This window comes from Kitasatospora griseola, assembly GCF_044999035.1.
GTDB lineage: Bacteria > Actinomycetota > Actinomycetes > Streptomycetales > Streptomycetaceae > Kitasatospora > Kitasatospora griseola.
This window is the reverse complement of the sequence record NZ_CP173360.1, coordinates 5,041,906-5,067,504: the sequence shown is the minus strand read 5'-3', so window position 1 is coordinate 5,067,504 and position 25,599 is coordinate 5,041,906. Positions and strand designations below refer to the sequence as shown.

Genomic DNA, 25,599 nt, shown 5'->3' with positions numbered 1-25,599 from the left:
GACAACCTCCACCCGCACGCCTGACGCCACGTCACGGCCTCGGCATGCCCGAAACAAGCCACCACACCCGACCGACCGGCCCTTCGGCGCTCCCCGGCGTCTCCCGACGGCCCGTCAACCGGAGGAACCACATGTCCTGCATCCGCACCCGCCAGCGCGCCGCCGTCCGACGCATCTGCCTGCACCACGCCGCCCGCCGCGCCGCCACCGCCAGCGGCTGGGGCCGGCGCCACCGCACCGACGCCCGCCCGATCGGGGGCCGCGCATGACCGCCGCCGCCCTCGCCGGCGACCAGTGGGCCGACCTGCAGGGTGCGGCCCTGCTCGGCACCGACCGCCGCCCGCTGCCCGAACCCGGCACGCCGCTCGCCGAGTCCGTGGACCGCACCGACCCGGCCACCGCGCTGCTCGACCTGGCCGCCCTCGCCGCGGTCCGCCGCCGGGCCGGCGCGCTGCCCGCGCCCGCCGTGGACGCCCCCGCGCCCGCCCCGGACGACACCCGCCCGGCACTGCCCGAACCCGCCGCCCGCCGGCTCGCCGTACTGCTCGGCACCCGCGGCGGACACGGCTCCACCGCCAACCTGGCCGAGCTGCTCCCGCAGTGGCTGGCCGCGGCCCGCGCGCGCGGCTACCGAACGCCGCCCGCGCTCGTCCCGGCGCTGCTGGACACCGCCCGGGCCCGTTCCGAGCTGCGCGGCGACGCCGTCACCCTGGCCGGCCCGCTCGGCCGCTGGCTGGCCCCGCAGAACCCCGACTGGCGGTACGTCACCCGGACCGCCGCCGACCACGACGACCTCGACCGGCCCGGTGAACTCCTCTGGCAGGAAGGCCTGTTCGCCGAACGCGTCACCCACCTGACCCGGCTGCGCCGGACCGACCCGGCGGCCGGCCTGGCCCTGCTCGCCTCCACCTGGCCGACCGAGCGGGCCGAGGACCGGGTGCTGTTCCTCGACGCGCTGCAGGACGGACTGTCCGGCGCCGACGAGGAGTTCCTGGAGGCCGCGCTCGGCGACCGTTCCAAGAACGTCCGCGCCACCGCCGCCGAACTGCTCTCCACGCTGCCCGGCTCGGCGCTCGCCGCCCGGATGGCCGACCGCGCCCGCGCGGCGGTCCGGTTCGCGGCCGGCCGGCTGCACATCACCCCGCCGGACGCCTGCGACGCCGCCATGCAGCGCGACGGCATACCCGTCAAGTCGCCCACCGGGCGCGGCGAACGGGCCTGGTGGTTCGGCGAGGTCGCGGCCGCCGCCCCGCTCGCGCTGTGGACCGCCGACACCGGGCTGACCCCGGACCGGCTGCTCGCCGTGCCCACCGTGGACGCGGACGGCGACGGCGGCGCGGAGTGGGCCGAGGACCTGCGCGAGGCGTGGGCCCGCGCCGCCGTCCGCCAGCAGAACGCCGACTGGGCGCGGGCGCTGCTCGGCGCCCCGCCCCGGCCCGGCCGGGAGAGCCGCACCCCGGGCGCGCCCGCGAAGCTGCTCGCCGTCCTGTCGCCCGCCGAACGCGCCGCCTGGACGGCCGCGTTCGTGCAGACCCACGGCCTCGGCGACGCCTTCCAGCTGCTCGGCGCCTGCGCCACCCCGTGGACGCCGCCGCTGTCGACCGCCGTGGTCGCCGCCCTCAAGCGGGCCGCGGAGCTCGGCTCGTACCCGTGGAGCCACAGCGGCGTCCTCGGCATGACCGAGCGCGCCCTCGCCCCGGAGACCGCGCCGGCGGTCGAGGCGCTGGCCGCCGACACCTCCCCCGACACCGCCTGGTCCGACACCTTCACCCGGCTCGCCGGCACCCTGCGGTTCCGGCAGGCGATGCTCGCCGAACTCGCCGGGTAGCGAACGGGGGCGAACGGGGGCCCGACAGCACAGCACAGCGGCCCCGGGCGAGTCCGTCGCCCGGGGCCGCTGCGGCACGATCAGCCGGCAGCGCGCAGGTTCGCCTCGACCCAGCTCACCACGTCCTGGGTGGAGGTGCCGGGGGTGAAGATGTCGGCGACGCCCAGCGACTTCAGCTCCGCGATGTCCGCGTCCGGGATGATCCCGCCGCAGAAGACCTTGATGTCGGCCGCGTCGCGCTCCTTGAGCAGCTCGATAACCTTCGCGCAGAGCGTCATGTGCGCGCCCGACAGGATGGACAGGCCGATGCCGTCCGCGTCCTCCTGGATCGCCGTGTCGACGATCTGCTCGGGCGTCTGGTGCAGGCCGGTGTAGATGACCTCCATGCCCGCGTCGCGCAGCGCCCGCGCGATGACCTTGGCGCCCCGGTCGTGCCCGTCGAGACCGGGCTTGGCGACCACTACTCGGATCGGCCCTGACACAACCATGACTGCCTCCTGGACCACGTCGTCCACCACCCGGCCGACCTCGTCGCGGGGGCGTGTTAACCACTTTTAACAGATCTGAGGGGAGGGTAGCGGCCCGGCGGGGCCGCCGTCCTTTCCCGCCGGTCAAGACGAGGGGAAAATCACAGCCCACCCCGCCTGCCGACCCCGGCCGCCGTCGCGCCACGCCTGCTGAAATGCACTCTTTGTCCGCTCTGTCGACACCCCGCTACAGTCTCGACCGCGTCCTCCCGTACGTCCCCGAGCCGCCGCGAGGTGACAGCCGTGGTCCCCAGCAGCCGTGCCGCCGCCCGTGCCGAGCGCCGGGCGCGGGCCCGCAGCGCCACCAGGACAGCGGTGCTGGGCGGTCGCGCTGCCCTCGGTGGCGGCGCTGGGCGTGTTCGCGGCCGCCGTTGCCTCCGCGCACCCGCCGCCGCACCGGCCGCCGAGCGCCGCCCCGCTCCCCGGCGGGCCGGACCGGCAGGCCGCCGCCCGGCCGGAGCTCCCCGACCGCGCCGACCGGACGAGCCGTCAACCCGCCGGCCCGACGGCCGAACCGGCGGTCCGGCGGGCCGAGGAGGAGCAGGCGGCCGCGTCGGCCCGGCGCTTCTCGCTGCCGGTGGCCCGGCCCGGCCTGAGCGCGGTGTTCGGCGAGCCCGGCGCGCACTGGTCCGCGCGGCACACCGGCATCGACTTCCCGGTGTCGTCCGGCACCCCGGTGCTGGCCGTCACCGACGGCACCGTCGGCACCCAGTGGCACCCGGCGTACGGCCGGCTGGCGACGGTCACCGCGCCCGACGGCACCCGCACCCTGTACGGGCACCTGCGCGCGTACCGGATCCTGCGCGGCCCGGTCCGGGCCGGCGAGGTGATCGGCTGGTCCGGCAGCACCGGCAACAGCACCGGACCGCACCTGCACTTCGAGGTGCGGCCCGACGGCGAGATGCCCGTCGACCCGGTGCCGTGGCTGCTGGAACGCGGCCTCGACCCCCGCTGAGGCCGGGGCCGGTCGGTCAGAGCTTCTCGACCGGGGCGTAGCGCAGCAGCAGTTCCTTGCGCCCCGCGGTGCCGAAGTCGACGGTGGCGCGGGCCTTGTCGCCGACGCCCTGGGTGGCGACCACGGTGCCCAGGCCGAAGCTGTCGTGGCTGACCCGGTCGCCGACGGCGAGGGCCACCACCTCCCGGTCGACCACGGTGCGTGCCGACTTGCCCCAGCCGGCCTTCGGCGAGGCGCTCGCCGAGAAGCCGCTGCCGCCGCCGCTGCCACGACCGCCCGACGACGAGGACGACGAGGACGAGGAGAAGCGGGAGGCGGGCACGGCGGCCGCGCCGGTGCGCTTCCACTCGATCAGGTTCTCCGGGATCTCCTCCAGGAACCGGGACGCCGGGTTGTACGACGGCTGCCCCCAGGCGCTGCGCAGCACCGACCTGGTCAGGAAGAGCCGCTGCCGGGCCCGGGTCAGGCCGACGTAGGCGAGGCGCCGCTCCTCCTCCAGTTCCTTGACCTGGTTCAGCGCCCGCATGTGCGGGAAGATCCCGTCCTCCATGCCGGTGAGGAAGACCACCGGGAACTCCAGGCCCTTGGCGGTGTGCAAGGTCATCATCGTGATGACGCCCGCGCCGTCCTCGTCGTCGGGGATCTGGTCGGAGTCGGCGACCAGAGCGACCCGCTCCAGGAAGTCCGCCAGCGAGCCGACCGGCGGGCCCTCGTCGCCCTCGGGCCGCTCCCCCGGGTCCTTCTCGTACTCCAGCGCCACGGACGCGAGCTCCTGGAGGTTCTCCACCCGGGTCTCGTCCTGCGGGTCGGTGGACGACTGGAGTTCGGCCAGGTAACCGGTCTCCTCCAGGACGGCCTCCAGCACCGCGGCCGGCCCGGCCCCGGACTCGACCACCTGGCGCAGCCCGGCCATCAGGTCGTTGAACTTCTTCACCGCGTTGGCGGAGCGCGCCGCCATCCCGTACGCCTCGTCGACCCGGCGCAGCGCCTGCGCGAAGGAGATCCGCTCGCGCGAGGAGAGCGCGTCGATCATCGCCTCGGCGCGTTCGCCGATGCCGCGCTTGGGCACGTTGAGGATCCGGCGCAGCGGCACGGTGTCCTCCGGGTTGGACAGCACCCGCAGGTACGCGAGGACGTCCTTGACCTCCTTGCGCTCGTAGAAGCGCACCCCGCCGACCACCTTGTACGGCAGGCCGACCCGGATGAACACCTCCTCGAACACCCGGGACTGCGCGTTGGTGCGGTAGAAGATCGCCACGTCGCCGGGGCGGGCGTGGCCGGCGTCGGTGAGCCGGTCGATCTCGTCGGCGATGAACTGGGCCTCGCCGTGCTCGTCGTCGGCGACGTAGCCGACCACCTGCTCGCCCTGGTCGCCGGCCGTCCACAGGTTCTTCTTGCGGCGGTTGGTGTTCCGTTCGATGACCGAGTTCGCGGCGGTCAGGATGGTCTGGGTGGAGCGGTAGTTCTGCTCCAGCAGGATCGTCGTCGCGTTCGGGTAGTCCTCCTCGAACGCGAGGATGTTGCGGATCGTCGCGCCGCGGAAGGCGTAGATCGACTGGTCGGCGTCACCCACCACGCACAGCTCGGCGGGCGCGATCTGCGCCAGCCTGGCCTCCGTCGGGTCGACGAAGTCGCCGTCCGCGGTCATCCGCGGGGCGTGCGCGGCCGAGCCGCCGGACAGCTCCCGCACCAGCGTGTACTGGGCGTGGTTGGTGTCCTGGTACTCGTCGACCAGGATGTGCCGGAACCTGCGCCGGTAGTGCTCGGCGACGTCCGGGAACGCCTGCAGCAGGTTGACGGTGGTCATGATGATGTCGTCGAAGTCCAGCGCGTTGGCCTCGCGCAGGCGCCGCTGGTAGAGGAAGTACGCCTCGGCGAGCTTCTTCTCCATCGGGTTCGCGGCCTGGTCGGCGTACGTCTCCTCGTCGATCAGCTCGTTCTTGAGGTTGCTGACCTTCGCGGTGAACGACTTCGGCGGGAACTGCTTCGGGTCGAGGTCCAGGTCCCGGCAGACCAGCGCCATCAGGCGCTGCGAGTCCGCCGAGTCGTAGATCGAGAAGCTGGAGCTCATGCCCAGCAGCTTCGCCTCGCGGCGCAGGATCCGGACGCACGCGCTGTGGAACGTCGACACCCACATCGCCTTGGCGCGCGGGCCGACCAGCGCCTCCACGCGTTCGCGCATCTCGCCGGCGGCCTTGTTGGTGAAGGTGATCGCCAGGATCTCGCCGGGCTGCACGCCCCGCGCGGCCAGCAGGTACGCGATCCGGTGGGTCAGCACCCGGGTCTTGCCGGAGCCCGCGCCGGCCACGATCAGCAGCGGCGAGCCGTGGTGCAGCACCGCCTCGCGCTGCGGGTCGTTCATGCCCTCCAGCAGCTGCGCCGGGTCCACCACGGTGCGCGCGGCGCCGTTGCGGTGCCAGGCGTCGCGCTCGGACTCGGCGGCGTGGTCGGTGGCGAACAGCCCGTCCGGGATGTCCTCCTCCGCGCCGTACCCGGGGTCGTACGGCGGCTCGTCGTACGGTTCGTCCGCGGGCGGCGCCTCCTCGTCGGACCACGACGTCAGGGGCGGCTGCTGCACCGCGCCGGGGCGGCGGCTCGACCCGACGGCAGGACGCTCGAAGCCGGGGAGCGGGAGGTCATCGAAGAGGCTAGTCATGGCCCTTCGAGTCTATGGCCCTGCGCCGACAAGCCCGGCCGGTTCCGGACGGAACCGGCCGGGCCCGGGGTTCAGGAGTCGGCGCCGACGGCCTGCCGCTCGCGGGCCGTCTCCTCGGCCGCGAGCCTGGCCTTCTTCTCGCGCTTGGCCAGCGCTTCCCGGGCGTCGATGCCGCGCATCCGCTCGAAGGACTTCTCCAGACTGCGGTTGAGCAGCTTCGATCCGGGCTTCTCTATGTACCGGTTCACCAGCCACGAGGCGACCAGCATGCCGCCGATCACGATCCCGGCCTCGGCGTACGGCCCGACCTTGCCCTGCAGGTGGACCAGGAACCACCAGCCGAGCACCTGGTGCAGCAGGTACAGCGGGTAGGTCATCGCGCCGAACACCGTCAGCCAGGGCCACTTGACCCAGCGGAACCAGCCGAGCGCGGTGCCCGCGACCACGACGAACGCCAGGGTCATCAGGATCAGCAGCTTGGTGTAGGACAGCGTGTCGCCCGAGAAGGCCTGGTAGTCCGACATGATCTTGTGCAGCTTGTGCTGGGCGAGCAGCCAGGAGAACCCGACGATCCCCCACAGCAGCAGGTCCTGCCCGTACCGGTACATCAGGTACATCGCGATGCCCGCGATGAAGAACGACGAGTAGTCGGGGAAGAAGATCAGGTCCAGGAACGGCAGTCCGGAGGCGGTGGTGAGCACCGACGCGAAGGTCCACATCGCACAGAACGCGACCACCCGCTTGTACGTCAGCCCGAACGCGACCACCAGGCCGAACAGCACGTAGAAGCGCAGCTCTATCCAGAGCGTCCAGTACACCGGGTCGACGTCCCAGACGCCCTCGCCCTTCTGGACCATCGTCAGGTTGGTCAGCACGTCCGAGTACCGGAACAGCTTGCCGTTCCACATCCAGTTCGGACGGGCGTACAGCAGCAGGGCGCCGGTCAGCAGCACCCCGAACCAGTAGGCCGGGAACAGCCGGACCACCCGGGAGCGGAAGAACGCGCCGGTGGTCTTGCCCCAGCAGGACATGCAGATCACGAACCCGCTGATCAGGAAGAACAGCTCGACGCCGATCCAGCTGTACTTCCCGATGTCGTGCAGGACGGGTATCACGTCCGCGGGACGGCCGCCCCACACGTCCTTCGGCCAGCCCTGGTAGCCCGCGTAGTGCCAGAGCACGACGCCCAGCGCGGCCAGCAGCCGCAGCAGGTCGAGCAGGTACAGCCGGGGCCGGGGGGCCGTTCCGGGGAGCGGCCGACCCGCCCCGTCACCTGCGGCGGGAGCGGGCCCGCGCAGCCTCGGCGGCACCACGCTCTGGTCGTAGGACATCGAAGGGACTCTTTCCGCAGCAGGGATTCCGGCACGGGAAAGGAGCACCGTGCGCGGACGACAACGTCGGGGCACAGAGGCCTGATCGGCCGCCGGTCAGGGCGAGTAGACGCTCTCGAACACCAGGAACACGCCGTAGAAGCCCGAACAGACAACGGCTGACGATAGCAGCACCCAGAGCGACACCCGGGAACGGATTCGCGACAGTCCGGCGGCCACCGGCAGCAGCAGCACGAACGCCGGCAGCAGGAACCGGGCACGCGGCGCGTAGTAGGCGCCGTCACCGAGTGCGATCACCAGCATCATGCCGCCGAACACCAGCAGCGGGAGCGGCTGGCGCTGTTCGACGGCCAGCAGGAACAGCACCACCGAGGCGACCACGATGCCGACCATCACGACCTGGTCGAGGGTGGTCCCCTTGCTGTCCGGGTGCAGGATCATGCCGCTCATCCAGGAGAGCGTGCCCCGGCCGAAGTCGAAGTGGGTGCCCCACGCCAGCTGGACGTCGAAGTAGCCGCGCCAGGTGCCGCGCTGCCAGCCGACGTACGCGAGGTAGCCGAACCAGCCCGCCGGGGCGAGCGCGGTGCCCAGCAGGACCCGCCAGACCACCGGGCGGTCGGCGCCGGTGCGCCGGCCGCGCCAGAACTGCACCAGTTCGACCGCGGCGGTGATGCCGACGGCGGCCGCCACGGCCAGTCCGCTGGGACGGGTCAGGCAGGCCATGCAGCTCAGCGCGCCAGCCCAGATCCAGTTCCGGCGCAGCAGCGCGTACAGCGACCAGGCCGCCCAGGCGGTGAAGACCGGCTCGGAGTAGGCCATGCTCTCCACCGCGCCGTGCGGCAGCGCCCCCCAGAGCACCACCGCGATCAGCGCGATCCGCGGTCGGTAGACGTGCGCGACGACGGCGAAGATGCCCGCGGCCGCCACCAGGGAGAAGAACCAGGCGACCAGCAGGGCGGCGTGCCCGGCGGTGATCGGCAGCACGGCGTGCACCGCGCGGATCGCCATCGGGTAGAACGGGAAGAACGCCCGCGACGAGTAGGGGACGCCGTTCGCGTAGCCGTCGATGCCCAGGTCGTCGCTGTACCCGTGGATGGCGATCATCTGGTAGTACGGCGCGTCCCACAGGGTGGCGAGGCGCGTCAGCGTGGAGTTGCTGACCCCGGGCAGGCCGGACTTGGGGTGCAGCCACATCGCCAGCAGGCCGAAGGCCCGCACGGCGGTGTAGGCCAGCAGCGCCGGCGCCATCGGCCGCAGGAACCGCAGCGGCCGGCGCAGCACCGAGCGGTTCAGCCCGGTCGCCCCGCCCCCCTGCTCCTCGGGCGCCAGCGGCGCCCGGGTCGTGTCGGTGCTCATCGGGATCCCCCACCGGTGTTGCGCGTCCGCGCCTCGACCCGGGCGCGGCTCTCCTGGTCGACCTTGGTGACCGTCGCGAAGGCCGAGGTGAGCCCGCGCTTCAGGGCGTTCGACAGCGGGTTCTCGACCAGCTTGTGCACCAGGTACGCGAGCACCAGGATCGACGGCATCACCACGAGCAGGGTCGGGATCGGCTCCATCGAGCGGCGCAGCCAGTGGATGGCGCTCAGGCCGATCTCCTGGTGCAGCAGGTACACGGGGTAGGTGAGCGCGCCGGCGACGGTCAGCCAGCGCCACTGGATCCAGTTGAAGAAGCCGAGCGAGGCGGCGAGCACCAGCAGGAAGCACAGCGTCATCAGGGCGGCCGCGACAGTGAACGAGATGTGCTGCGGCAGCCACTGCTGGTACATGTCCACGGTGCCCTTGAGGCGGTACTGGGCGACCATCCAGGAGAACCCGAGCATGCCCCACAGCAGCAGGTTCGGGCCGAACCGGTACATGAGGTACATGGTGACGCCGGCGGTGAAGAACGGCGCGTACGACGGCTGGGTCAGGGTGTCCAGCAACGGCAGGTCGACGGTCGGCGCGATCGCCGCGACGAAGGTCCAGATGCCGCAGAAGGCGACCACCCGGCGGTAGGTCAGGCCCATCGCGACGACGCCCGCGAAGAGCACGTAGAAGAGCATCTCGACCCACAGGGTCCAGTAGCTCGGGTCGACGGACGGTGCGCCGAGCGGCGTCTGGATCATCGTCAGGTTGGCGATGACCGTGCGCGGCGTGAGGTCCTTCGCGGTGGTGAAGGCGTAGCCGGCGGTGGTGACCACCGCGGTGGTGAGCAGCACGGCCACCCAGTACGCCGGGTAGAGCCGGACCACCCGGGAGACGAAGAAGTCCTGCGGCCGCTTGCCCCAGCAGGACATGCAGATGACGAAGCCGCTGATCAGGAAGAACAGCTCGACGCCGATCCAGCCGTAGATGGCCACGCCGTGCAGGGCAGGCATCAGCACGTCGGGCGCGCCGCGCCAGACCTGCTCCCACCCGGCGGGCTTGCCGACGTAGTGGAAGAGCATCACGGTCAGCGCGGCGACCAGGCGCATGGCGTCGAGCACGTACAGGCGGGGCCGCTTGACGGGGGCGGGGGCGGCGGCCCGCCGCACCGTCCCGGCGGGGGACGGAGCGGCGTCCGCGAACACGGGTGCCTGGAGCAGGGGTCGCTCGGGGGACGGGTGTCCCGGGCCTGCGTTCGTCACGGCTTCGACACCTTGATCAGGTACTCGCCCTGCGGGCTCTTGGTCACGACCTGGAACTCGGGGCCGGTGGGCACCTCGCCGTCCTTCGGGAGCAGCATGACCCAGTCGGCGTGGTACTGCCGGAGCAGCTCCGTCTTGCGGGTGTTCGTCGTGTTCTTGGCGAAGAACTCGTCGGTGTCCTTCTTCCGCTGGTCGAGCACGGCCTGGTCGATCGCCGGGTCCGGGTAGCCGGCCTCGACGGTGTAGTAGCCGTACGCCGGGAGCTGCACCAGCGGGCGCTCACCGGTGGCCATCACCACGTCGCCGTACTTGAGGTACTTGCCGGCCCAGGCGTAGCCCGGCCACGGGTTCCAGGCCTGGACGTTCTCCACCACGCCCTTGGGGAAGTGGCTCTTGGGGACGAGGTAGAACATCACGCCGGACTGCACCCACATGCCGAACACCAGGCAGATCGCCATGATCCCGGTGAAGTAGTTGCGCGTCCACTGCCGCCACGGCACCCGGGCGGCCTCCAGGGCGGCGGCCAGCTGGAGCATGAGGATCACGCCGGGGTAGGCGCGGCCCCAGCTGTAGTGGCCGCTGAACCAGCCGTAGGCGACGGTCGCACCGATCAGGGCGAAGGTCAGCACCACCGGGTCGAGCCGGTTGCGGCGGAAGCGCGCCACCATCGCGGGCAGGCCGAGCAGCAGCGCGAAGCCGAACCAGTTCAGCGGGTGGTTGTACAGGCCGCGGTGCATGTCGTCGAGCGCGGCCGACTGCTTGAGCTCCAGCACGCTCCAGTACGGCCAGACCAGCACGCCGACGGTGACGACGGCGGCGGACAGCGCCCACAGCAGCCAGTCGCGCAGCACGATGACCCGCAGCGAGCCGATCATGATGCCGGCCATGCCCATGCACAGCACGATGCCGGTGAACGGGTGCGACAGCAGCACCGCGAACAGCGCGGCGCCCAGCAGCAGGTGCAGCGGTATCCGGACCAGCAGCGAGTCGGACAGCGGCGCCCGGTCCGGGACCCGGCCGAGCAGCCGCAGGGTGAGCGCCCAGATCCAGAACATCACGCCGGCGCCGAAGGCACTCGGGTAGGACAGGCCCAGCGAGAACGACAGGAACGACTCGTAGCCGCTCCACACCGAGACGTCCACGCCCCAGAGGAAGAAGTAGGCGAACAGCGCGATCACCGGCGCCCACCGGTTGGGCGTCAGCGCCCGGACCAGCGCGCCGAGGCCGGTGATCACCAGGACGATGTTCATCACGGCGAGCAGGTGCAGCGTCTTCAGCGGGACCAGGCCGGTGGCCAGCGAAACCAGCGCGCCGAACAGCTGGTACGGCGAGAAGTAGGGGCTGCCGTCACCGGGCAGGTCGATCATCGGGCTGGTCGGGTGCGAGAGGTTCTCGCGCAGCCGCCAGATGGTCGACGCGTGCTGGCCGATGTCGCCGGACCACGGGAGGCGGGCGGCCATCGGCACCAGGAACAGCAGGAACAGCAGTCCGGTGATCCGGTAGGGGGTGATCCGGAACAGCCCGCGCAGGCCCCCGGCCGACTGCGGTGCACGGGATCCGTCCTCCGACCCCAGCGGGGAACTGCCCGAACCCGACCGGACCGGATCCAGTGAGGTTTCGGGCGTCGGAAGACTCGAAGCGGCGGTGTCGGTCACGGTGCTCCACGTTAAGCGAGGCGGGGCCCGCTCCTGCGGGCCCGGGGCGGCTCCGGAACGTCCGTCCGGAGATGGGGGCTGGATGTGGCGCCGGGCGCTCAGCCGCCTGTCCCGGCCGCGGTGTCGACCGGGGCACTGGACGCGCCTCGACCGGTCTTCCCGCGCGGCACGGTCGAGCGCCACAGCTGGACACACGACAGTACCGTCGCCACCACCAGCACCAGGTTGCGCAGCAGCAGCACGGCGGTGAATCCCGCGTGCCCATGGAGGATCTTCTCGTAGAAGAACGGGAACTCGACGGTGGTCAGCGCGGTGGCGACCACCAGCAGGCCGACCACCAGGCGCTGCGAGGAGTGGCGGAAGGTCACGCAGACCGCGCCGAGTCCGGCCAGCCAGATGAAGTACTGCGGGCTGATCACCCGGCTGGTGGTGACGAACACCAGCACCGCGGCCAGCGCGGCATCCGCCGGGGTGGCCGTGGAGAACACCCGGGCCCGGACCCGCCACAGCAGCAGCCAGCAGAAGCCGGCCACGCTGAGCCCGACCAGCACCTTGCCGACCAGGCCGACGTACGGGCCGACGACCTCGTTCGAGCCGTACTGGTAGACCACGCTGCCGTCCCAGCCGAAGTGCCTGGCCGCCAGCAGCGCGCTGCCGCCCAGCGACTCGAACTCGACGCCGCGCCCGCTCTGCTCCTGCAGGAAGCCGAAGCTGTTGCTGAACAGCAGCGACATGATGCCGATCAGCGCCGCCGCCGAGGCCACGAAGCCGAGCACGGCCGACCGCAGTCCGCGCCCCCACGGCATGCCGAAGACCGCGAACGCCGGCCAGACCTTGACCGCCGCGCCGATCGCGGCCATCGCCCCGCCGAGCGCCTTGTACCGCGGCAGCAGCACCAGTGCCAGCACGGCGAACAGCGTGACGATGATGTCGTAGCGCGCGTACGGGATGTACTGCATCAGCGGCAGCATCAGCACCCACACCCAGGCGCCGGCCAGGCTGCGGCCGGGCCGGGAGCCGACCCGCAGCAGCGCGCCGAGGATCACCGCGTCGGCCAGGAAGGTCACCACGATGAAGGCCTGGACGTAGTTGACGCCCGGCACCAGGGTGGGCGCGAGGATCACCGCGCCAGCGCCGGGCGGGTACTGCCAGGTCGAGTCGCCGACCGGGAAGGACCCGTTCTGCAGGAGGTGGGCCCACTTGCGGTACAGCAGGTGCACCTCGCCGTGGGCGTTCTCCCCCGTCGAGAACACCATCACGATGATCAGCAGGCGGGTGCACGCCCAGTAGCCGACCGGCGCCAGCAGGCGCTGGTTCCAGGTCTCGACGCGCCACGGCGAGAACGTCCGGGCGCCGTCCGCCCCCAGGTCACCGTCGGGCTGCCGGGAGTCGGTTCGCGACTCGGGGCCGGTGTGGGTGGTGGGCATGCTGCTCCATCGGGCGGGGCGGGCGCGGACAACGAGCGGCGGTCGGTTGGACGGGCCTCCGAACGACCCGGCTCTCCCAACACAATTGCGTGCATCCTAGCCGCACACCGCCCCGGGCCCCGCCCCGGCCCGTTCCTTGGTTCAGACCAGTCGGCGGGCGGTGGCCCAGCGGGTCAATTCGTGACGGTTCGACAACTGCAGTTTGCGCAGCACCGCGGAGACGTGGCTCTCCACCGTCTTCACCGAGATGAACAGCTGCTTGGCGATCTCCTTGTAGGCGTAGCCGCGCGCGATCAGCCGCAGCACCTCGCGCTCGCGCTGCGTCAGCCGGTCGAGGTCCTCGTCGACCGGCGGGGTGTCGGTGGCGGCGAACGCGTCGAGCACGAAGCCCGCCAGCCGCGGCGAGAACACCGCGTCGCCGTCGGAGATCCGGAAGATCGCGTTGACCAGGTCGGTGCCGGTGATGGTCTTGGTGACGTAGCCGCGGGCGCCGCCGCGGATCACGCCGATGACGTCCTCGGCGGCGTCGGAGACCGACAGCGCGAGGAAGCGCACGCCCTCCACGCCCACCGAGCGGCGCAGCACCTCGACGCCGCCGCCGCCCGGCAGGTGGACGTCGAGCAGCACCACGTCGGGCCGGGTCTCGGCGACCACCCGGACCGCCGACTCCACGTCGTCGGCCTCGCCGACCACGTCGATGCCGGTCTCCTCGGTGCGCCCGATCTCGGCGCGCACGCCGGTGCGGAACATCCGGTGGTCGTCCACCAGGACCACCCGGGCACGCCTCTCGGGTGCCGCTGCGTCAGTCATCTGCCGCCCTCTCCATCTCCAGCTCGACCTCGGTACCGCCGTCCGGCGCGGGCCGCACCCGTGCGGTGCCGCCGTTGCGCCGCATCCGGCCGATGATCGATTCGCGTACGCCCATGCGGTCCTCGGGGAGGTCGTCGGGGTCGAAGCCGGGGCCGTGGTCGCGGACGAACACCGACACCGTCCTCCCCTCCACCTCCGCGTAGACCTGGACCGGTCCCCCGCCACCGTACTTGGCGGCGTTCACCATGGCTTCCCTGGCCGCCTGCATCTGCGAGGCGATCTTCTCGTCCATCGGGCAGTCGCCGACGCAGACCAGCTCGATGTGGACGCCGTGCCGGTCCTCGACCTCGGCGACGATCTCCCGCAGGTGCTCGGCGAGGGTGTCGGGCGCGGCCTCGGCGGCGGCCTCGGGGCGGTACAGCCACAGGCGCAGTTCGCGTTCCTGGGCGCGGGCCAGGCGCAGCACCTCCTTGGGGTCCTCGGCGCGGCGCTGGATCAGCGTCAGGGTGTGCAGCACCGAGTCGTGGACGTGCGCGGCGATCTCGGCGCGCTCCTGGGCGCGGATGCGGGCGGTGCGCTCCGCGCCGAGGTCCTGCCACATCCGCAGCATGGACGGGCCAGCCAGCACCAGCACGCCCGCCACCACCGCCAGCGAGGACTCGACCACCAGCGCGATCGGCGACTCGACGCCCTGCGTCACGAAGTAGCCGACGATGCCGGCCACCACCAGCAGCACGCCCGCGCCGACCCGCAGGTAGGCGCCGTTGCGGCTGCCGGGCTCCAGGCCGAACCAGTTCTGCCAGCGCGAGTCGTCGGCCTGCCGCCACACCAGGGCGACGCCGACGCCGACCGCGAGCAGCGGCCACACGTACGGCTTGGCGGTCTGGATGCCGAGCGCGGACAGCAGCGCCATCACGCCGATGACCAGGCCGATCAGCGCGAACAGCTGGCCGAGGCCGGCGCCGCGCTGCCCGGCGGCGGCCGGGGCGGTCGCCGGGCGGCCCTCCGGGTCGGCGTAGGCGCCGGGGGCGCCGTCCTCGCCGTGGAAGGTCCGCTCCAGCAGCTCGCGCAGCCGCCCGAGGCGGCCGAGCCGGCCGACGTCGGGCAGGCTCGGCCGGGCGGCGCCGGGCGCGGCCTCGCCGATGCCGAGCGGCACCACCACCCAGAACGCGGCGTACAGCAGCGTGCCGATGCCCTGTGCGAAGAACAGCACGATGAACGCCAGCCGCACCCAGGTGACGGGCACGCCGAGGTGCACCGACAGGCCCTGGCAGACGCCGCCGAGGATCCCGCCGTGCGGGCTGCGGTAGAGCCGCCGGTACGGCGGCGCGCCGGCCGGCAGGTCGGTCGGTGCGGTCTCGGGGGTTCTGGTGTCGGGTGCTGCCACGGCACCGATGGTCGCAGGTGCGGTGTCGGCGGCGCATCAGGGTCCGGCCCGGAGCCCGCCTCAGGGACAGTTCAGGGTCGCTCCGGGGCCCGGGACGGTTGGGCGGGGCCCGGCGGGCCGGAAGGATGGGGGGCATGACGGACGACCAGATCCCGGGAGACGCACCGGACGCCCCCACCGAACCGCGCCCGGCGCTGACCCGCTCCTCCCGGCACCGGGTGGTGGCGGGCGTGTGCGGCGGACTCGGCCGCTACCTCGACATCGACCCGGTGGTGTTCCGGGTGGTGATCGCGGTGCTCGGCCTGACCGGCGGACTGGGACTCTTCCTGTACGGCCTGGCCTGGCTGGTGATCCCGCGGGAGGCGACCGACGGCGAGGGCGGCCGCACCGAGCTGCAGCGGGTGCTGACCGGCCGGGTGGACGGCCAGTCGATCGGCGCGGTGCTGCTGACGGTGATCGGCACCGGGGTGTTCTTCTCCTCGATGGGCGACGGCGACCAGCTGTTCCCGCTGCTGCTGCTGGCCGCGCTGGTGTTCCTGGCGCTGCGCTACGACCCGGAGCGCCGGCGCCGGTTCGGCAGCGGCGAGGGCGCCGGCCCGAAGCCGGGCGGCGGCCCGTACGACCGGCTGGACCCGTCCGGCGCGTTCGCCGACTGGAAGACCTGGGGGGAGGCGATGAGCCGGGATCTGCGCCAGGAGTGGCGGACCCGCACCGCCGACCTGCACGGGCGGGTAGCGGCCCAGCACGAGGAGCGCCCGGCGGACACGCCCCCGACCGGCCCGTCCGGCTACCTGTGGGACCCGCGGCACCCGGAGCGCAACCCGTACGGCGCGACGCCGCAGCCCGGCACGCCCGCCCAGCCGTGGTGGCAGCGCACCGACCTGCCGGAGGGCGACCCGCTGCGCAAGGAGACGACCGCGCCGCAGGGCCGGCAGGAGTGGAAGGCGCACTTCCGGGACGCCGCCGAGCAGCGCCGGCAGGCGCAGCGCGAGGCGATGGAGCAGCGCCGCGAGAACCTGCGCCGCCACCAGGAGTGGAAGGCCGCGCGGCGGGCGCAGCGCGGCCGTTCGGGACTGGGCGCATGGGCGGTGCTGGTGGCGATCGGCGCGTCCTGGGCGGTCGCGGCGAGCGACCACGGCGACCACCGCTGGTCGACGGTGCTGGCGGTGGCGCTGCTGCCGCTGGGCCTGGCGATGATGCTCAGCGCCCGCTGGGGCCGCACCCGCGGGCTGACCTTCCTGTCGCTGCTGCTGACGGTGGGCCTGGTGTTCTCGGCGAGCACCTCGACGACGGTCGCGGGCACGGTCGGCGACCGCCACTGGACCGCCGCGAACGACAACCTGCACTCGGCGTACACGGTGGGCATCGGCGACGCCCGGCTCGACCTGTCGGCGCTGGACCCGAAGGGCGGCGTCCTCGACACCGAGCTGCGGGTCGGCATCGGCACCGCGACGGTGCAGGTGCCGCCCGGCGTCGAGCTGCGGCTGAAGCTGCGCGACGCGGTGGGCTCGGTGAGCCTGCCGGACGGCCAGGACTACAGCGGGCCGGTCACCAACGAGAACGTGGTGATCGAGGTCCCGCAGGGGCAGCCGTCGAAGGGCGCGCTGGAACTGACGGTGACGATGGGCATCGGTGACATCAGGGTGGAGCGGTGATGAGGAAGCATCAGTTCGATCTGTACGCGCTGGTCGCGGGCGGCCTGTTCACGGCGCTGGCCGTGCTGTACCTGGTGGCGTCGCTGAACGACCGGGAGATGAACAGCCGGTTCGTGCTGCCGCTGGCGCTGATCGTGCTCGGCGCGGGCGGCCTCGGCGGCGCGCTGGTGGCGGTCTCCAGGCGCGGCCGGGGCGGGGCCCGCGACGACGATCACACGCTGGGCGGCTAGGCCTGCTGCTGCGGCCCGAGTTCGAGCTGCTCGCCGTTCCTGGTGACGGTGTAGTGGGGCAGCGGCTTGACGGCCGGCCCGTTGATCACGGCGCCAGTGGCGGCGTCGAACTTGGAACCGTGGCAGGGGCAGTACAGCTGGCCGTCCTTGGGCGGGTTGACGGCGCAGCCGGAGTGGGTGCAGACCGAGGACAGCGCGGTGTACTTCCCGGCGGACGGCTGGACGATGTACACCGCGTCGCCGCTGGCCGGGTCCTTGACGGTGGCGGAGCCGCCGACCGGGACCTGCGCGGCGGGGACGGTCACCGCGGGGCCGCCGGACTGCGGGGCGGCGGACTGCGGGGCGGGGGCGGCGGTGTCGGGCGCGGCGGCGGGCGGGAGGTCCTCGCGGCCGAAGGCGGCGGTGAGCGAGCCGGACAGCAGGCCGGCGCCGCCGAGCGCGACCGCCGCGATGCCGCCGTCCAGCAGGGCGCGGCGGCGCACCGCGTCCTCGGCGAGGCCGCGGGCACGGTCCCGGGCGGCCCGGGCGGCGAGGTAGCCGTCCACCGACAGGTACGGGGTGCCGGCCAGCACCAGCGGCGTCCAGGCCATCAGGTAGGCCAGGTCGTTGCCCAGGTAGTACGGGGTGGTGTGGAAGCTGACGGACAGCCAGAGGGTGGCGCTGAGCAGCGCGCCGCCGAGGGCGGCGATCCGGCCCCACAGGCCGAACAGGGTGCCGAGGCCGACCGCGAGCTCACCGAAGGCGATCAGCAGGCCGAAGAAGGTGGGGGCGTGCAGCGCGGGGGCGAGCGTCCAGCCGATCGGGCTGCCGGCCCGGGCCGCTCGGGTCTGCGAGTAGAAGGAGGCGGCGTCGCCGGCGCCGGCCAGGTAGTGCGCGTCGGAGAGCTTGTCGAAGCCGGCGTAGACGAAGGTCACCCCCAGGAACAGCCGCAGCGGCAGCAGGGCGAGGCGCGAGGCCGTCGCCTTCCACTGCCCGATCCGTGCCGCCGTCCCCGACCCCTCGTGCGGGACCGTTCCCGTCCCCGTCCCTGTCGCCATCGCTGCCGTCCCTCTCCCTCGCGCCGCCTGCCGACCGCCGACACGGCCGGGTCCGATTGTGCCGGGTGGCGTCCGCACATGACGGCGCCGCCACTCCCCTGACGTCGGGGAGCGGCGGCGGCGTCACACGGTTGCCGGTGGGATCACTCCCACTCGATGGTGCCCGGCGGCTTGGAGGTGACGTCCAGCACGACCCGGTTGACGTCCTTGACCTCGTTGGTGATCCGGGTGGAGATCTTCGCCAGCACCTCGTAGGGCAGGCGCGACCAGTCGGCGGTCATGGCGTCCTCGGAGGAGACCGGGCGCAGCACGATCGGGTGACCGTAGGTGCGGCCGTCGCCCTGGACGCCGACCGAGCGGACGTCGGCCAGCAGCACCACGGGGCACTGCCAGATCTCGGCGTCGAGGCCGGCCAGGGTCAGTTCCTCGCGGGCGATCGCGTCGGCGTCGCGGAGCAGGTCCAGGCGCTCCTTGGTGACCTCGCCGACGATCCGGATGCCGAGGCCCGGGCCGGGGAACGGCTGGCGCTGGACGATCTCGGCGGGCAGGCCGAGCTCCTGGCCGACCATCCGGACCTCGTCCTTGAACAGCTTGCGCAGCGGCTCGACCAGCTGGAACTCGAGGTCCTCGGGCAGGCCGCCGACGTTGTGGTGGGACTTGATGTTGGCGGTGCCGGTGCCGCCGCCGGACTCCACCACGTCCGGGTACAGGGTGCCCTGGACCAGGAACTCCACGGCCGGGCCCTCGTCGGCGATGATGTCGGCCTGGGCCTGCTCGAAGACCCGGATGAACTCGCGGCCGATGATCTTGCGCTTGGTCTCGGGGTCGGAGACGCCCTTCAGCGCGGTCAGGAAGCGCTCCTCGGCGTCGACCACGACCAGCTTGACGCCGGTGGCCGCGACGAAGTCCTTCTGGACCTGCTCGGTCTCGCCCTTGCGCATCAGACCGTGGTCGACGTAGACGCAGGTCAGCCGGTCGCCGATGGCGCGCTGCACCAGGGCGGCGGCGACGGCGGAGTCCACGCCGCCGGACAGGCCGCAGATGGCGCGCTTGTCGCCGACCTGCTCGCGGATCAGCGCGACCTGCTCCTCGACCACGTTGGTGGTGGTCCAGTTCGGGGCGATGCCGGCGCCGCGGTACAGGAAGTGCTCCAGCACCTGCTGGCCGTGCTCGGAGTGCATCACCTCGGGGTGGTACTGCACGCCGTACAGCTTGCGCTCGTCGTTCTCGAACGCGGCGACCGGCACCACGTCGGTGGAGGCGGTGACGGTGAAGCCCTCGGGCGCGGCCGAGCAGGCGTCGCCGTGCGACATCCACACCGAGTGCTTGTCCGGGGTGCCCTCGAACAGGGTGGAGCCGGAGCGGGTGACGGTCAGCGGGGTGCGGCCGTACTCACGGGCGCCGCTGTTGTCGACGGTGCCGCCGAGGACGGTGGCCATCAGCTGGAAGCCGTAGCACATGCCGAACACCGGGACGCCGGCCTCGAAGATCGCACGGTCGAGCTGCGGTGCGCCCTCCTCGTACACCGACGACGGACCGCCGGAGAGGATGATCGCCCTCGGGTTCTTGGCGAGCATCTCGGCGACCGGCATGGAGCTCGGCACGATCTCGCTGTAGACCCGCGCCTCACGCACCCGACGGGCGATGAGCTGGGCGTACTGGGCGCCGAAGTCGACGACCAGGACGGTGTCGTTCTCGGGCGGGGACTGGGGGTGTACAGAGGACACGGACGGCCTTCCGGCGGCGGTACAAAAGGGGTGTCGCCACCGAGTCTACCGGGAGCGTTTCACCCGGCTGCCAGGCGAGCCGCCCGTGACCGCGCCGGGTGGCGAATCGTTGCACCGGGAGACCGTACGAGACGCCGGCATCCTCCAGGTGCGGGCGGCGCGTGCGGCGGACCACGCGTGGATCTTTTCTCCGGTCCACCGGTGCGCGTGGCGGGCACGGGCCCGCCGTGGGACCGCGCCCCGGTGCCGCGGTCGGGTCAGCAGGGGACAGCGAACCCGTCCGCGACCGGGCGGACCCGGGGTGTGGCGGCCGGTACCGGTGCCGGCCGCCACACATCGGCCGGCCGCCCGCTCCGGCGTACGCCCCGGTACGCCCCGCAAGCCACTATCACGGACAGTCACCACCCCGGCCGGTCGGGACCGGCGCTCCCCGGCGCCGTGTCCTGTTCCGGCCTCCCCCTGATTTGCGTCGAATCGGTTGCACGGCAAGGCCCTCGTCCAGGACGATGGCTGCTGGACGGGGGCCACCGCACACCCCCGCCGCAGTCCTGGACCGTTGGCGCGAACGGCCCGTTTCTCACGCTCCGTGAGGCCCACCGGCCTCCGGCGTGCACCGAGCCATTTCCCCCGACGGCGCTCCTCCCCCGGCGCCGTCACCAGCACTCGGCGCGGCCCTGACGCCGAGTGCTGACCGACAAAGGGCCCCGTTCCCCCGCGGGGCCCTTTGCCCGGTCCGGGCTCAGTCGGCGTCGGGCCGCCGGTAGGGGGCGTGCGGGTCCAGCACGTCGACGCGTCCGACCACCGGCCGCCGCTCGGCGACCGACTCGACCAGCTCGACCGGCTCCGCCTCCATCGGCCCGCCGGCCGGCTCCGGCTCGTTCGAGGCCTGCCCGGGCAGCGGCACGGACACCGGCGCCGGCGTGCGCCGCACCGCGTCGAGCAGGGCCGGCACCACCAGCGCCCCGAACACCGCCCAGGCCGCGGCGGCGACCAGCACCGAGGTCGGCGACCAGCCGACCAGGTCGATCCGGGTCTCGTGGACCTCGCCCTTCAGCGTGGTGCGGTCGCTCAGCCGGATCGAGGTGCCGAGCACCAGGGCGGCGGTCAGCGCCGCGTACAGCACGGCCAGCCGGGCCCGGTCCGGCCGGGTCAGCCGCCCGCGGTGGGCGGACCAGCCGAGCGCCAGCGCCGCCAGCAGCACCGGCACCACCGCCAGCCACCACTGGGAGCCGTGTCCGCCCAGGTCGTACAGCGCGAAGGAGTCGTCCCGGCTGCCGCGCAGGGATCGCTGCACCACCCGGGCGCCGCTGCCCACGCCGAACAGGTAGCCGCCGCCGTTGACCGTCAGCGCCCGGAACGCGTACTGCGGGAACGGCCGGTCGACCAGCACCTGCATGACCACCGACACCACGGTGAGCAGCACCAGCAGGCCGCCGACCACCCGCGCCGCGTGCTGCCACGCCAGCAGCCAGCCGCCCAGCCACCGGCGCCGCGCGGCCTCCGCCCGGAGCGCGCCCTGCCCGTCCACGGCGAGCACCACGACGGTCGCGGCCAGGAACGCGGACACCCCGAGCGGCGTCATCGCCGGGCCGGTGGTGATGTGCATGCTGAGGCTGAGCGTCTCCTTCTCCGAACTGCCGGTGGCGATCCAGCCCAGCACGAGCGCCGCAGCCGCCGACAGCGCGCCGGTGCGCAGCGCCTGCGCGCCGGCCGCGCGCGCGGTCGGCTCGGCGGCGCCGGCCGCGGCGCGGGCCCGGGCCGCGAGCCGCTGCCCGGACCAGAGCAGTGCCAGCCAGCCGAGGGCCACCGCGTAGGGCAGCACGTGGACGGCGGCGACGGCGCTGCCGAAGCTGCTGGTGTTGGCGTTCCGCCAGGGCGTGCCGAACGCGGTCAGCGTCAGTTGCAGCCACATCTGGAAGGCGTGGGTGGTCCACCGCACCCCCGGGTCGTCGTCCACGCCGGCGACGTCGCGGCCCGCGACGGTGGAGCCGAGCGCGGCCAGCAGCACCAGCAGCACGGTCGGGGCGAGCAGCACCCGGCCGGCGGTCAGCCAGCCCCGGGACGGCGTCGGCCACTGCCGGTCTGGGTGGACCCGCCCGGCGCCCCACGGGGAGCCGCCGGGCGTCGAGGTGTCGTCCGCCACCACTTCGCCGATCGCGGGCGGCGGCAGCGCGAGGCCGTGCCCGCAGTTCGCGCAGGCCGCCACGGCGCCGGCGACGGCCGCGCCGCAGGACGGGCAGATGGGCATGACGGTCCCCCCGGGGATGGTTCGATCGGGTGCCCGTTTATCCCACCGGCCCTCCGGGGATGTCAATCGGCCTCAGTCGGCCTTCCGCGGCACCTTCGGCACGGCCAGCAGCGGCAGCCGCAGCGCCCCGAACGCCCCCTCGGGGACGGCGGGCTGACGGGGCGCCACCGGACGGACGGTCCGGTAGTCGGCGCCCTGCTCGGGTCGCGGGTCGGCCTCGCCGCGGTTGGGCCACATCGACATGGCGCGCTCGGCCTGCGCGGTGATCGTCAGCGACGGGTTGACGCCGAGGTTGGCGGAGACCGCGGAGCCGTCGACCACGCTGATCCCCGGGTAGCCGTACAGCCGGTGGTACGGGTCGACCACGCCGGTGTCGGCGCTGTCGCCGATCGGGCAGCCGCCGAGGAAGTGCGCGGTCAGCGGGATGTCGAAGATCTCGCCGACGGTCGAGCCGGGGAAGCCGTTGATGGACGCGGCCAGTGCCCGCGCCCCCTCCTCCGCGGCCGGGATGTAGTTCGGGTTCGGTGCGCCGTGGCCCTGGCGGGAGGTCAGCTTCCCGTTCTTCAGGGAGACCGTCAGCGAGTTGTCCAGCGACTGCATGACCAGGCCGATGATGGTCTTCTCCGACCAGCGGTGCTGGTTCATCGACTGCGCGAAGATCCACGGGTGCCGGGCGGCCGTCCCGAGGTAGCGCAGCCAGCGCGGCCCCCGCCCGGCCCCGCTGACCTGCTGGATGGAGAGCGCGCCCATCGCGTTCGAGCCGCGGCCGTAGCGGACCGGCTCGATGTGGGTGTTCTCGTCGGGGTGCACGGACGAGGTGATGGCCACGCCGCGGGTGAAGTCGGGCCGCTCCCCGTAGCGCCGGTCGGAGGTCTGCGCACCCACCAGCGCCTCGGAGTTGGTGCGGGTGAGGTGGCCGAGCCTGGCGGAGATCCGGGGCAGCAGCCCGCCCTCGCGCATCCGGTGCAGCAGCGTCTGGGTGCCGTAGGTGCCGGCCGCGACCACCACCCGCTCGGCGGTGATCGTGCGGGCGCCGGCCCTCTTCGCCCGCCGGGTGCGGGCGTCGGTGGGCAGCACGTCCACCGCGTAGCCGTCGCCGTGCGGGCGCAGCCGCTTCACGGTGGTCAGCGGCAGGATCTCGGCGCCGGCCCGCTCCGCCAGGTACAGGTAGTTCTCGGTGAGCATGTTCTTCGCGCCGTGCCGGCAGCCCGTCATGCACTCGCCGCACTCGGTGCACGCCGTGCGCTTCGGGCCGGCCCCGCCGAAGTACGGGTCGTCGACCTCGGCGCCGGGCGCGGCCTTGGCGTCGCCCGTACCGTCCTGCCCGTCGCCGAAGAACACTCCGACGGGGGCCAGGTGGAAGGTGTCGCCGCAGCCCATCGCCTCGGCGGCGGCCTTCAGGTGCACGTCCGAGGGCGTCATCGTCGGATTGGTCCGGACGCCGAGCATCCGCTGCGCCTGGTCGTAGAACGGGGCGAGTTCGGACTGCCAGTCGGTGATGTGCCGCCACTGCCGGTCCTCGAAGAACGGCCTGGGCGGCACGTACAGCGTGTTGGCGTAGTTCAGCGAGCCGCCGCCGACGCCCGCCCCGGCCAGGATCAGCACGTTGCGCAGCAGGTGGATGCGCTGGATGCCGTACAGGCCGACCGCGGGCGCCCACAGGTAGTCGCGGGTGTCCCAGGAGGTGCTGGGCAGCTCGTCGCGGCCGAACCGGCGCCCGGCCTCCAGGACGGCGACCCGGTAGCCCTTCTCGGTCAGCCGCAGCGCGGCGACCGAACCGCCGAAGCCCGAACCGACCACCACGACGTCGTAGTCGAACGACACTGCCCCTCCTCGATCAACGGCCCTGCTACTTCAGACGGAACGCCTTCATGACCTTCAGGCCGGTGGTGAACAGCTCGGCGAACTTCCGGTCGTCCAGGCCCATCGACGGCCCGATCGGCAGCAGCCGCTGCACGGCGATGGTCTGTGCCTCGGTGTAGCGCAGGATGCCCTCCGCGCCGTGCCGCCGGCCCAGTCCGGAGTCGCCCATGCCGCCCATCGGCGACGCGACCGACCCGTACGCGGCGGCGTACGCCTCGTTCACGTTGACGGTGCCGGTGCGCAGCCGGGCCGCGACCCTGCGGCCCCGGCCGGTGTCCTTCGTCCACACGCTGGAGTTCAGGCCGTACGGGGTGGCGTTGGCGGCGGCGACCGCCTCGTCCTCGGTGTCGAACCGGTAGATCGACACCACCGGGCCGAAGGTCTCCTCCGTGCACACCGCCATGTCGGGGGTGACGCCGTCCAGGATGGTCGGCTCGAAGAACAGCGGCCCGAGGTCCGGCCGGGCCTGCCCGCCGGCCACCACCGTCGCCCCGGCCTTCACCGCCTCGTCGACGTGCCGGGTCACCGTCTCCAGCTGACGGCCCGACACCAGCGAGCCCATGTCCGCGCCGTACGCCAGGCCGCCGCCGAGGCGCAGCGCGGAGGTCTTCTCGGCGAACTTCGCCAGGAACGCGTCCGCCACCGACCGGTGCACGTACAGCCGCTCGATCGAGATGCACAGCTGCCCGGCGGACGAGAAGCAGGCCCGCACCGCGCCCGCCGCCGCCTTGTCCAGGTCCGCGTCCGACAGCACCAGCATGGCGTTCTTGCCGCCCAGCTCCAGCGAGGCCCCGACCAGCCGCTCGGCGGCCCGCCGGGCCACCTCCCGACCCGTGCGGGTGGAGCCGGTGAACGCCACGTAGTCGGCGCGCTCCACCACCTCCGGGCCCACCACCGGGCCGTCGCCCAGCACGATCTGCCACACCTGCGGCGGCAGCCCCGCCTCGACGAACAGCTCCCGCGCCCACAGCGCGGTCAGCGCCGTCTGGGTGTCCGGCTTGTTCACCACCGCGTTGCCCGCGACCAGCGCCGGCAGCGCGTCGCCGACGGACAGCTCCAGCGGGTAGTTCCACGGCGAGATCTGCCCGACCACGCCCTTCGGCCGACGCGCCTCCACGGCACTGGTCAGCCCCGGCACCGCGCCCCCGCGACGGCGGTCCCGCAGGTACGACGCCGCCGTCCGGCCGTAGTGCCGGGCCGCCGACGCGACCGCCATGACCTCCTCGAAGGCGTGCAGCCGGGCCTTGCCGGTCTCCGCCTGGATCAGGTCCAGCACCTCGTCCTGCCGCCGCAGCAGCAGATCGTGGAACCGCAGCAGCACACCCGCCCGGTGCCGCACCGACAGCGCCGCCCACCCGGGCTGCGCGCGCCGCGCCTCGGCGAACGCCCGCTCCACGTCCGCCGTCCCCGACACCGGCAACGTCGCCAGCGCCTCGCCGGTCAGCGGCGCGACGGTCTCCACGACGTCCTCCCCGGACGCCGTGACCCCCTTCGCCAACCGTGCCACCACCGCCGCCGGCACCGCCGAAGCAACCGTACGCGCCGCACCCTTCGCCGAAGGATTGCGCCGACCCTGGCTCGCACTCTCCGTCATGCGGGCAGCCTAGGCGCTCGACGCCCGCTTGTGTACCCGGCGGTAACAACAATCCGGGGGCGC

Annotated in this window: 19 protein-coding genes; 5 read left to right on the top strand and 14 right to left on the bottom strand. The window is 73.1% G+C overall.

Annotated elements, in window-relative coordinates; translation table 11 throughout:
- Positions 1-131 precede the first annotated feature (131 nt).
- Together ACI1MP_RS23110 and ACI1MP_RS23105 are read left to right on the top strand one after the other, a co-directional pair.
- Positions 132-269 carry a hypothetical protein gene (locus tag ACI1MP_RS23110; RefSeq protein ID WP_161801098.1) on the top strand — a complete coding sequence of 46 codons (138 nt, stop codon included), beginning with the start codon at positions 132-134 and terminating at the stop codon, positions 267-269.
- Positions 266-1,828: a DUF5691 domain-containing protein gene (locus tag ACI1MP_RS23105; RefSeq protein WP_404869379.1), complete on the top strand. Its 1,563-nt coding sequence runs from the start codon at positions 266-268 to the stop codon at positions 1,826-1,828. The genes ACI1MP_RS23110 and ACI1MP_RS23105 overlap by 4 nt, the downstream gene beginning before the upstream one ends.
- An 80-nt stretch (positions 1,829-1,908) precedes the next feature.
- Here ACI1MP_RS23105 and ACI1MP_RS23100 read toward each other — a convergent pair whose 3' ends face one another.
- Positions 1,909-2,316, bottom strand: coding sequence for a cobalamin B12-binding domain-containing protein (locus ACI1MP_RS23100; RefSeq protein WP_043916458.1), 408 nt, complete (start codon positions 2,314-2,316; stop codon positions 1,909-1,911).
- A 298-nt stretch (positions 2,317-2,614) separates the two neighbouring features.
- On the opposite strand from ACI1MP_RS23100, the gene ACI1MP_RS23095 reads away from it, so the two are divergent.
- Positions 2,615-3,310 carry a M23 family metallopeptidase gene (locus tag ACI1MP_RS23095; RefSeq protein WP_404869378.1) on the top strand — a complete coding sequence of 232 codons (696 nt, stop codon included), beginning with the start codon at positions 2,615-2,617 and terminating at the stop codon, positions 3,308-3,310.
- A 16-nt stretch (positions 3,311-3,326) separates the two neighbouring features.
- On the opposite strand, the gene pcrA is transcribed toward ACI1MP_RS23095, so the two are convergent.
- The 8 genes from pcrA to ACI1MP_RS23055 all read right to left on the bottom strand — a co-directional run bounded on the left by pcrA (position 3,327) and on the right by ACI1MP_RS23055 (position 15,182).
- Positions 3,327-5,966: a DNA helicase PcrA gene (gene pcrA / locus ACI1MP_RS23090; protein WP_380334621.1), complete on the bottom strand. Its 2,640-nt coding sequence runs from the start codon at positions 5,964-5,966 to the stop codon at positions 3,327-3,329.
- Between the two features lie 71 nt (positions 5,967-6,037).
- Positions 6,038-7,297 carry an acyltransferase family protein gene (locus tag ACI1MP_RS23085; protein ID WP_380334619.1) on the bottom strand — a complete coding sequence of 420 codons (1,260 nt, stop codon included), beginning with the start codon at positions 7,295-7,297 and terminating at the stop codon, positions 6,038-6,040.
- A gap of 96 nt (positions 7,298-7,393) precedes the next feature.
- Positions 7,394-8,653: a hypothetical protein gene (locus tag ACI1MP_RS23080; protein WP_380334616.1), complete on the bottom strand. Its 1,260-nt coding sequence runs from the start codon at positions 8,651-8,653 to the stop codon at positions 7,394-7,396.
- Positions 8,650-9,903, bottom strand: coding sequence for an acyltransferase family protein (locus ACI1MP_RS23075; RefSeq protein WP_404869377.1), 1,254 nt, complete (start codon positions 9,901-9,903; stop codon positions 8,650-8,652). Before ACI1MP_RS23075 ends, ACI1MP_RS23080 begins: the two co-directional genes overlap by 4 nt.
- On the bottom strand, positions 9,900-11,558 hold the full coding sequence (locus ACI1MP_RS23070) for a hypothetical protein (RefSeq protein ID WP_380334610.1): 1,659 nt from the start codon (positions 11,556-11,558) through the stop codon (positions 9,900-9,902). The genes ACI1MP_RS23075 and ACI1MP_RS23070 overlap by 4 nt, the downstream gene beginning before the upstream one ends.
- 98 nt (positions 11,559-11,656) lie before the next feature.
- Positions 11,657-12,985, bottom strand: a complete 1,329-nt coding sequence (locus ACI1MP_RS23065) for a glycosyltransferase 87 family protein (RefSeq protein ID WP_380334607.1) — start codon at positions 12,983-12,985, stop codon at positions 11,657-11,659.
- A 141-nt stretch (positions 12,986-13,126) separates the two neighbouring features.
- Positions 13,127-13,795 carry a response regulator transcription factor gene (locus ACI1MP_RS23060; RefSeq protein ID WP_100587213.1) on the bottom strand — a complete coding sequence of 223 codons (669 nt, stop codon included), beginning with the start codon at positions 13,793-13,795 and terminating at the stop codon, positions 13,127-13,129.
- On the bottom strand, positions 13,788-15,182 hold the full coding sequence (locus ACI1MP_RS23055; protein WP_404869376.1) for a PspC domain-containing protein: 1,395 nt from the start codon (positions 15,180-15,182) through the stop codon (positions 13,788-13,790). The genes ACI1MP_RS23060 and ACI1MP_RS23055 overlap by 8 nt, the downstream gene beginning before the upstream one ends.
- Before the next feature lie 134 nt (positions 15,183-15,316).
- Here ACI1MP_RS23055 and ACI1MP_RS23050 point away from each other — a divergent pair, with 134 nt between their 5' ends.
- Together ACI1MP_RS23050 and ACI1MP_RS23045 are read left to right on the top strand one after the other, a co-directional pair.
- Entirely contained in the window at positions 15,317-16,837 is a 1,521-nt protein-coding gene (locus tag ACI1MP_RS23050) for a PspC domain-containing protein (protein WP_380334600.1), read from the top strand.
- Positions 16,837-17,067: a hypothetical protein gene (locus ACI1MP_RS23045; RefSeq protein WP_404869375.1), complete on the top strand. Its 231-nt coding sequence runs from the start codon at positions 16,837-16,839 to the stop codon at positions 17,065-17,067. Before ACI1MP_RS23050 ends, ACI1MP_RS23045 begins: the two co-directional genes overlap by 1 nt.
- Here the strand turns inward: ACI1MP_RS23045 and ACI1MP_RS23040 are convergent.
- The 5 genes from ACI1MP_RS23040 to ACI1MP_RS23020 all read right to left on the bottom strand — a co-directional run bounded on the left by ACI1MP_RS23040 (position 17,064) and on the right by ACI1MP_RS23020 (position 25,536).
- The gene (locus ACI1MP_RS23040) at positions 17,064-18,104 is read right to left on the bottom strand and encodes a Rieske 2Fe-2S domain-containing protein (RefSeq protein ID WP_404869374.1); all 1,041 of its coding nucleotides are present in this window, start codon (positions 18,102-18,104) and stop codon (positions 17,064-17,066) included. The two genes, ACI1MP_RS23045 and ACI1MP_RS23040, sit on opposite strands and share 4 nt — an antisense overlap.
- Positions 18,105-18,247: 143 nt before the next feature.
- Positions 18,248-19,831 carry a glutamine-hydrolyzing GMP synthase gene (gene guaA / locus ACI1MP_RS23035; protein WP_043914479.1) on the bottom strand — a complete coding sequence of 528 codons (1,584 nt, stop codon included), beginning with the start codon at positions 19,829-19,831 and terminating at the stop codon, positions 18,248-18,250.
- 739 nt (positions 19,832-20,570) lie between these two features.
- Positions 20,571-22,079 carry a hypothetical protein gene (locus ACI1MP_RS23030; RefSeq protein ID WP_404869373.1) on the bottom strand — a complete coding sequence of 503 codons (1,509 nt, stop codon included), beginning with the start codon at positions 22,077-22,079 and terminating at the stop codon, positions 20,571-20,573.
- 72 nt (positions 22,080-22,151) lie between these two features.
- Positions 22,152-23,903: a GMC oxidoreductase gene (locus ACI1MP_RS23025; RefSeq protein WP_404869372.1), complete on the bottom strand. Its 1,752-nt coding sequence runs from the start codon at positions 23,901-23,903 to the stop codon at positions 22,152-22,154.
- Between the two features lie 25 nt (positions 23,904-23,928).
- The gene (locus ACI1MP_RS23020; RefSeq protein ID WP_380334590.1) at positions 23,929-25,536 is read right to left on the bottom strand and encodes a succinic semialdehyde dehydrogenase; all 1,608 of its coding nucleotides are present in this window, start codon (positions 25,534-25,536) and stop codon (positions 23,929-23,931) included.
- Positions 25,537-25,599: the final 63 nt, after the last annotated feature.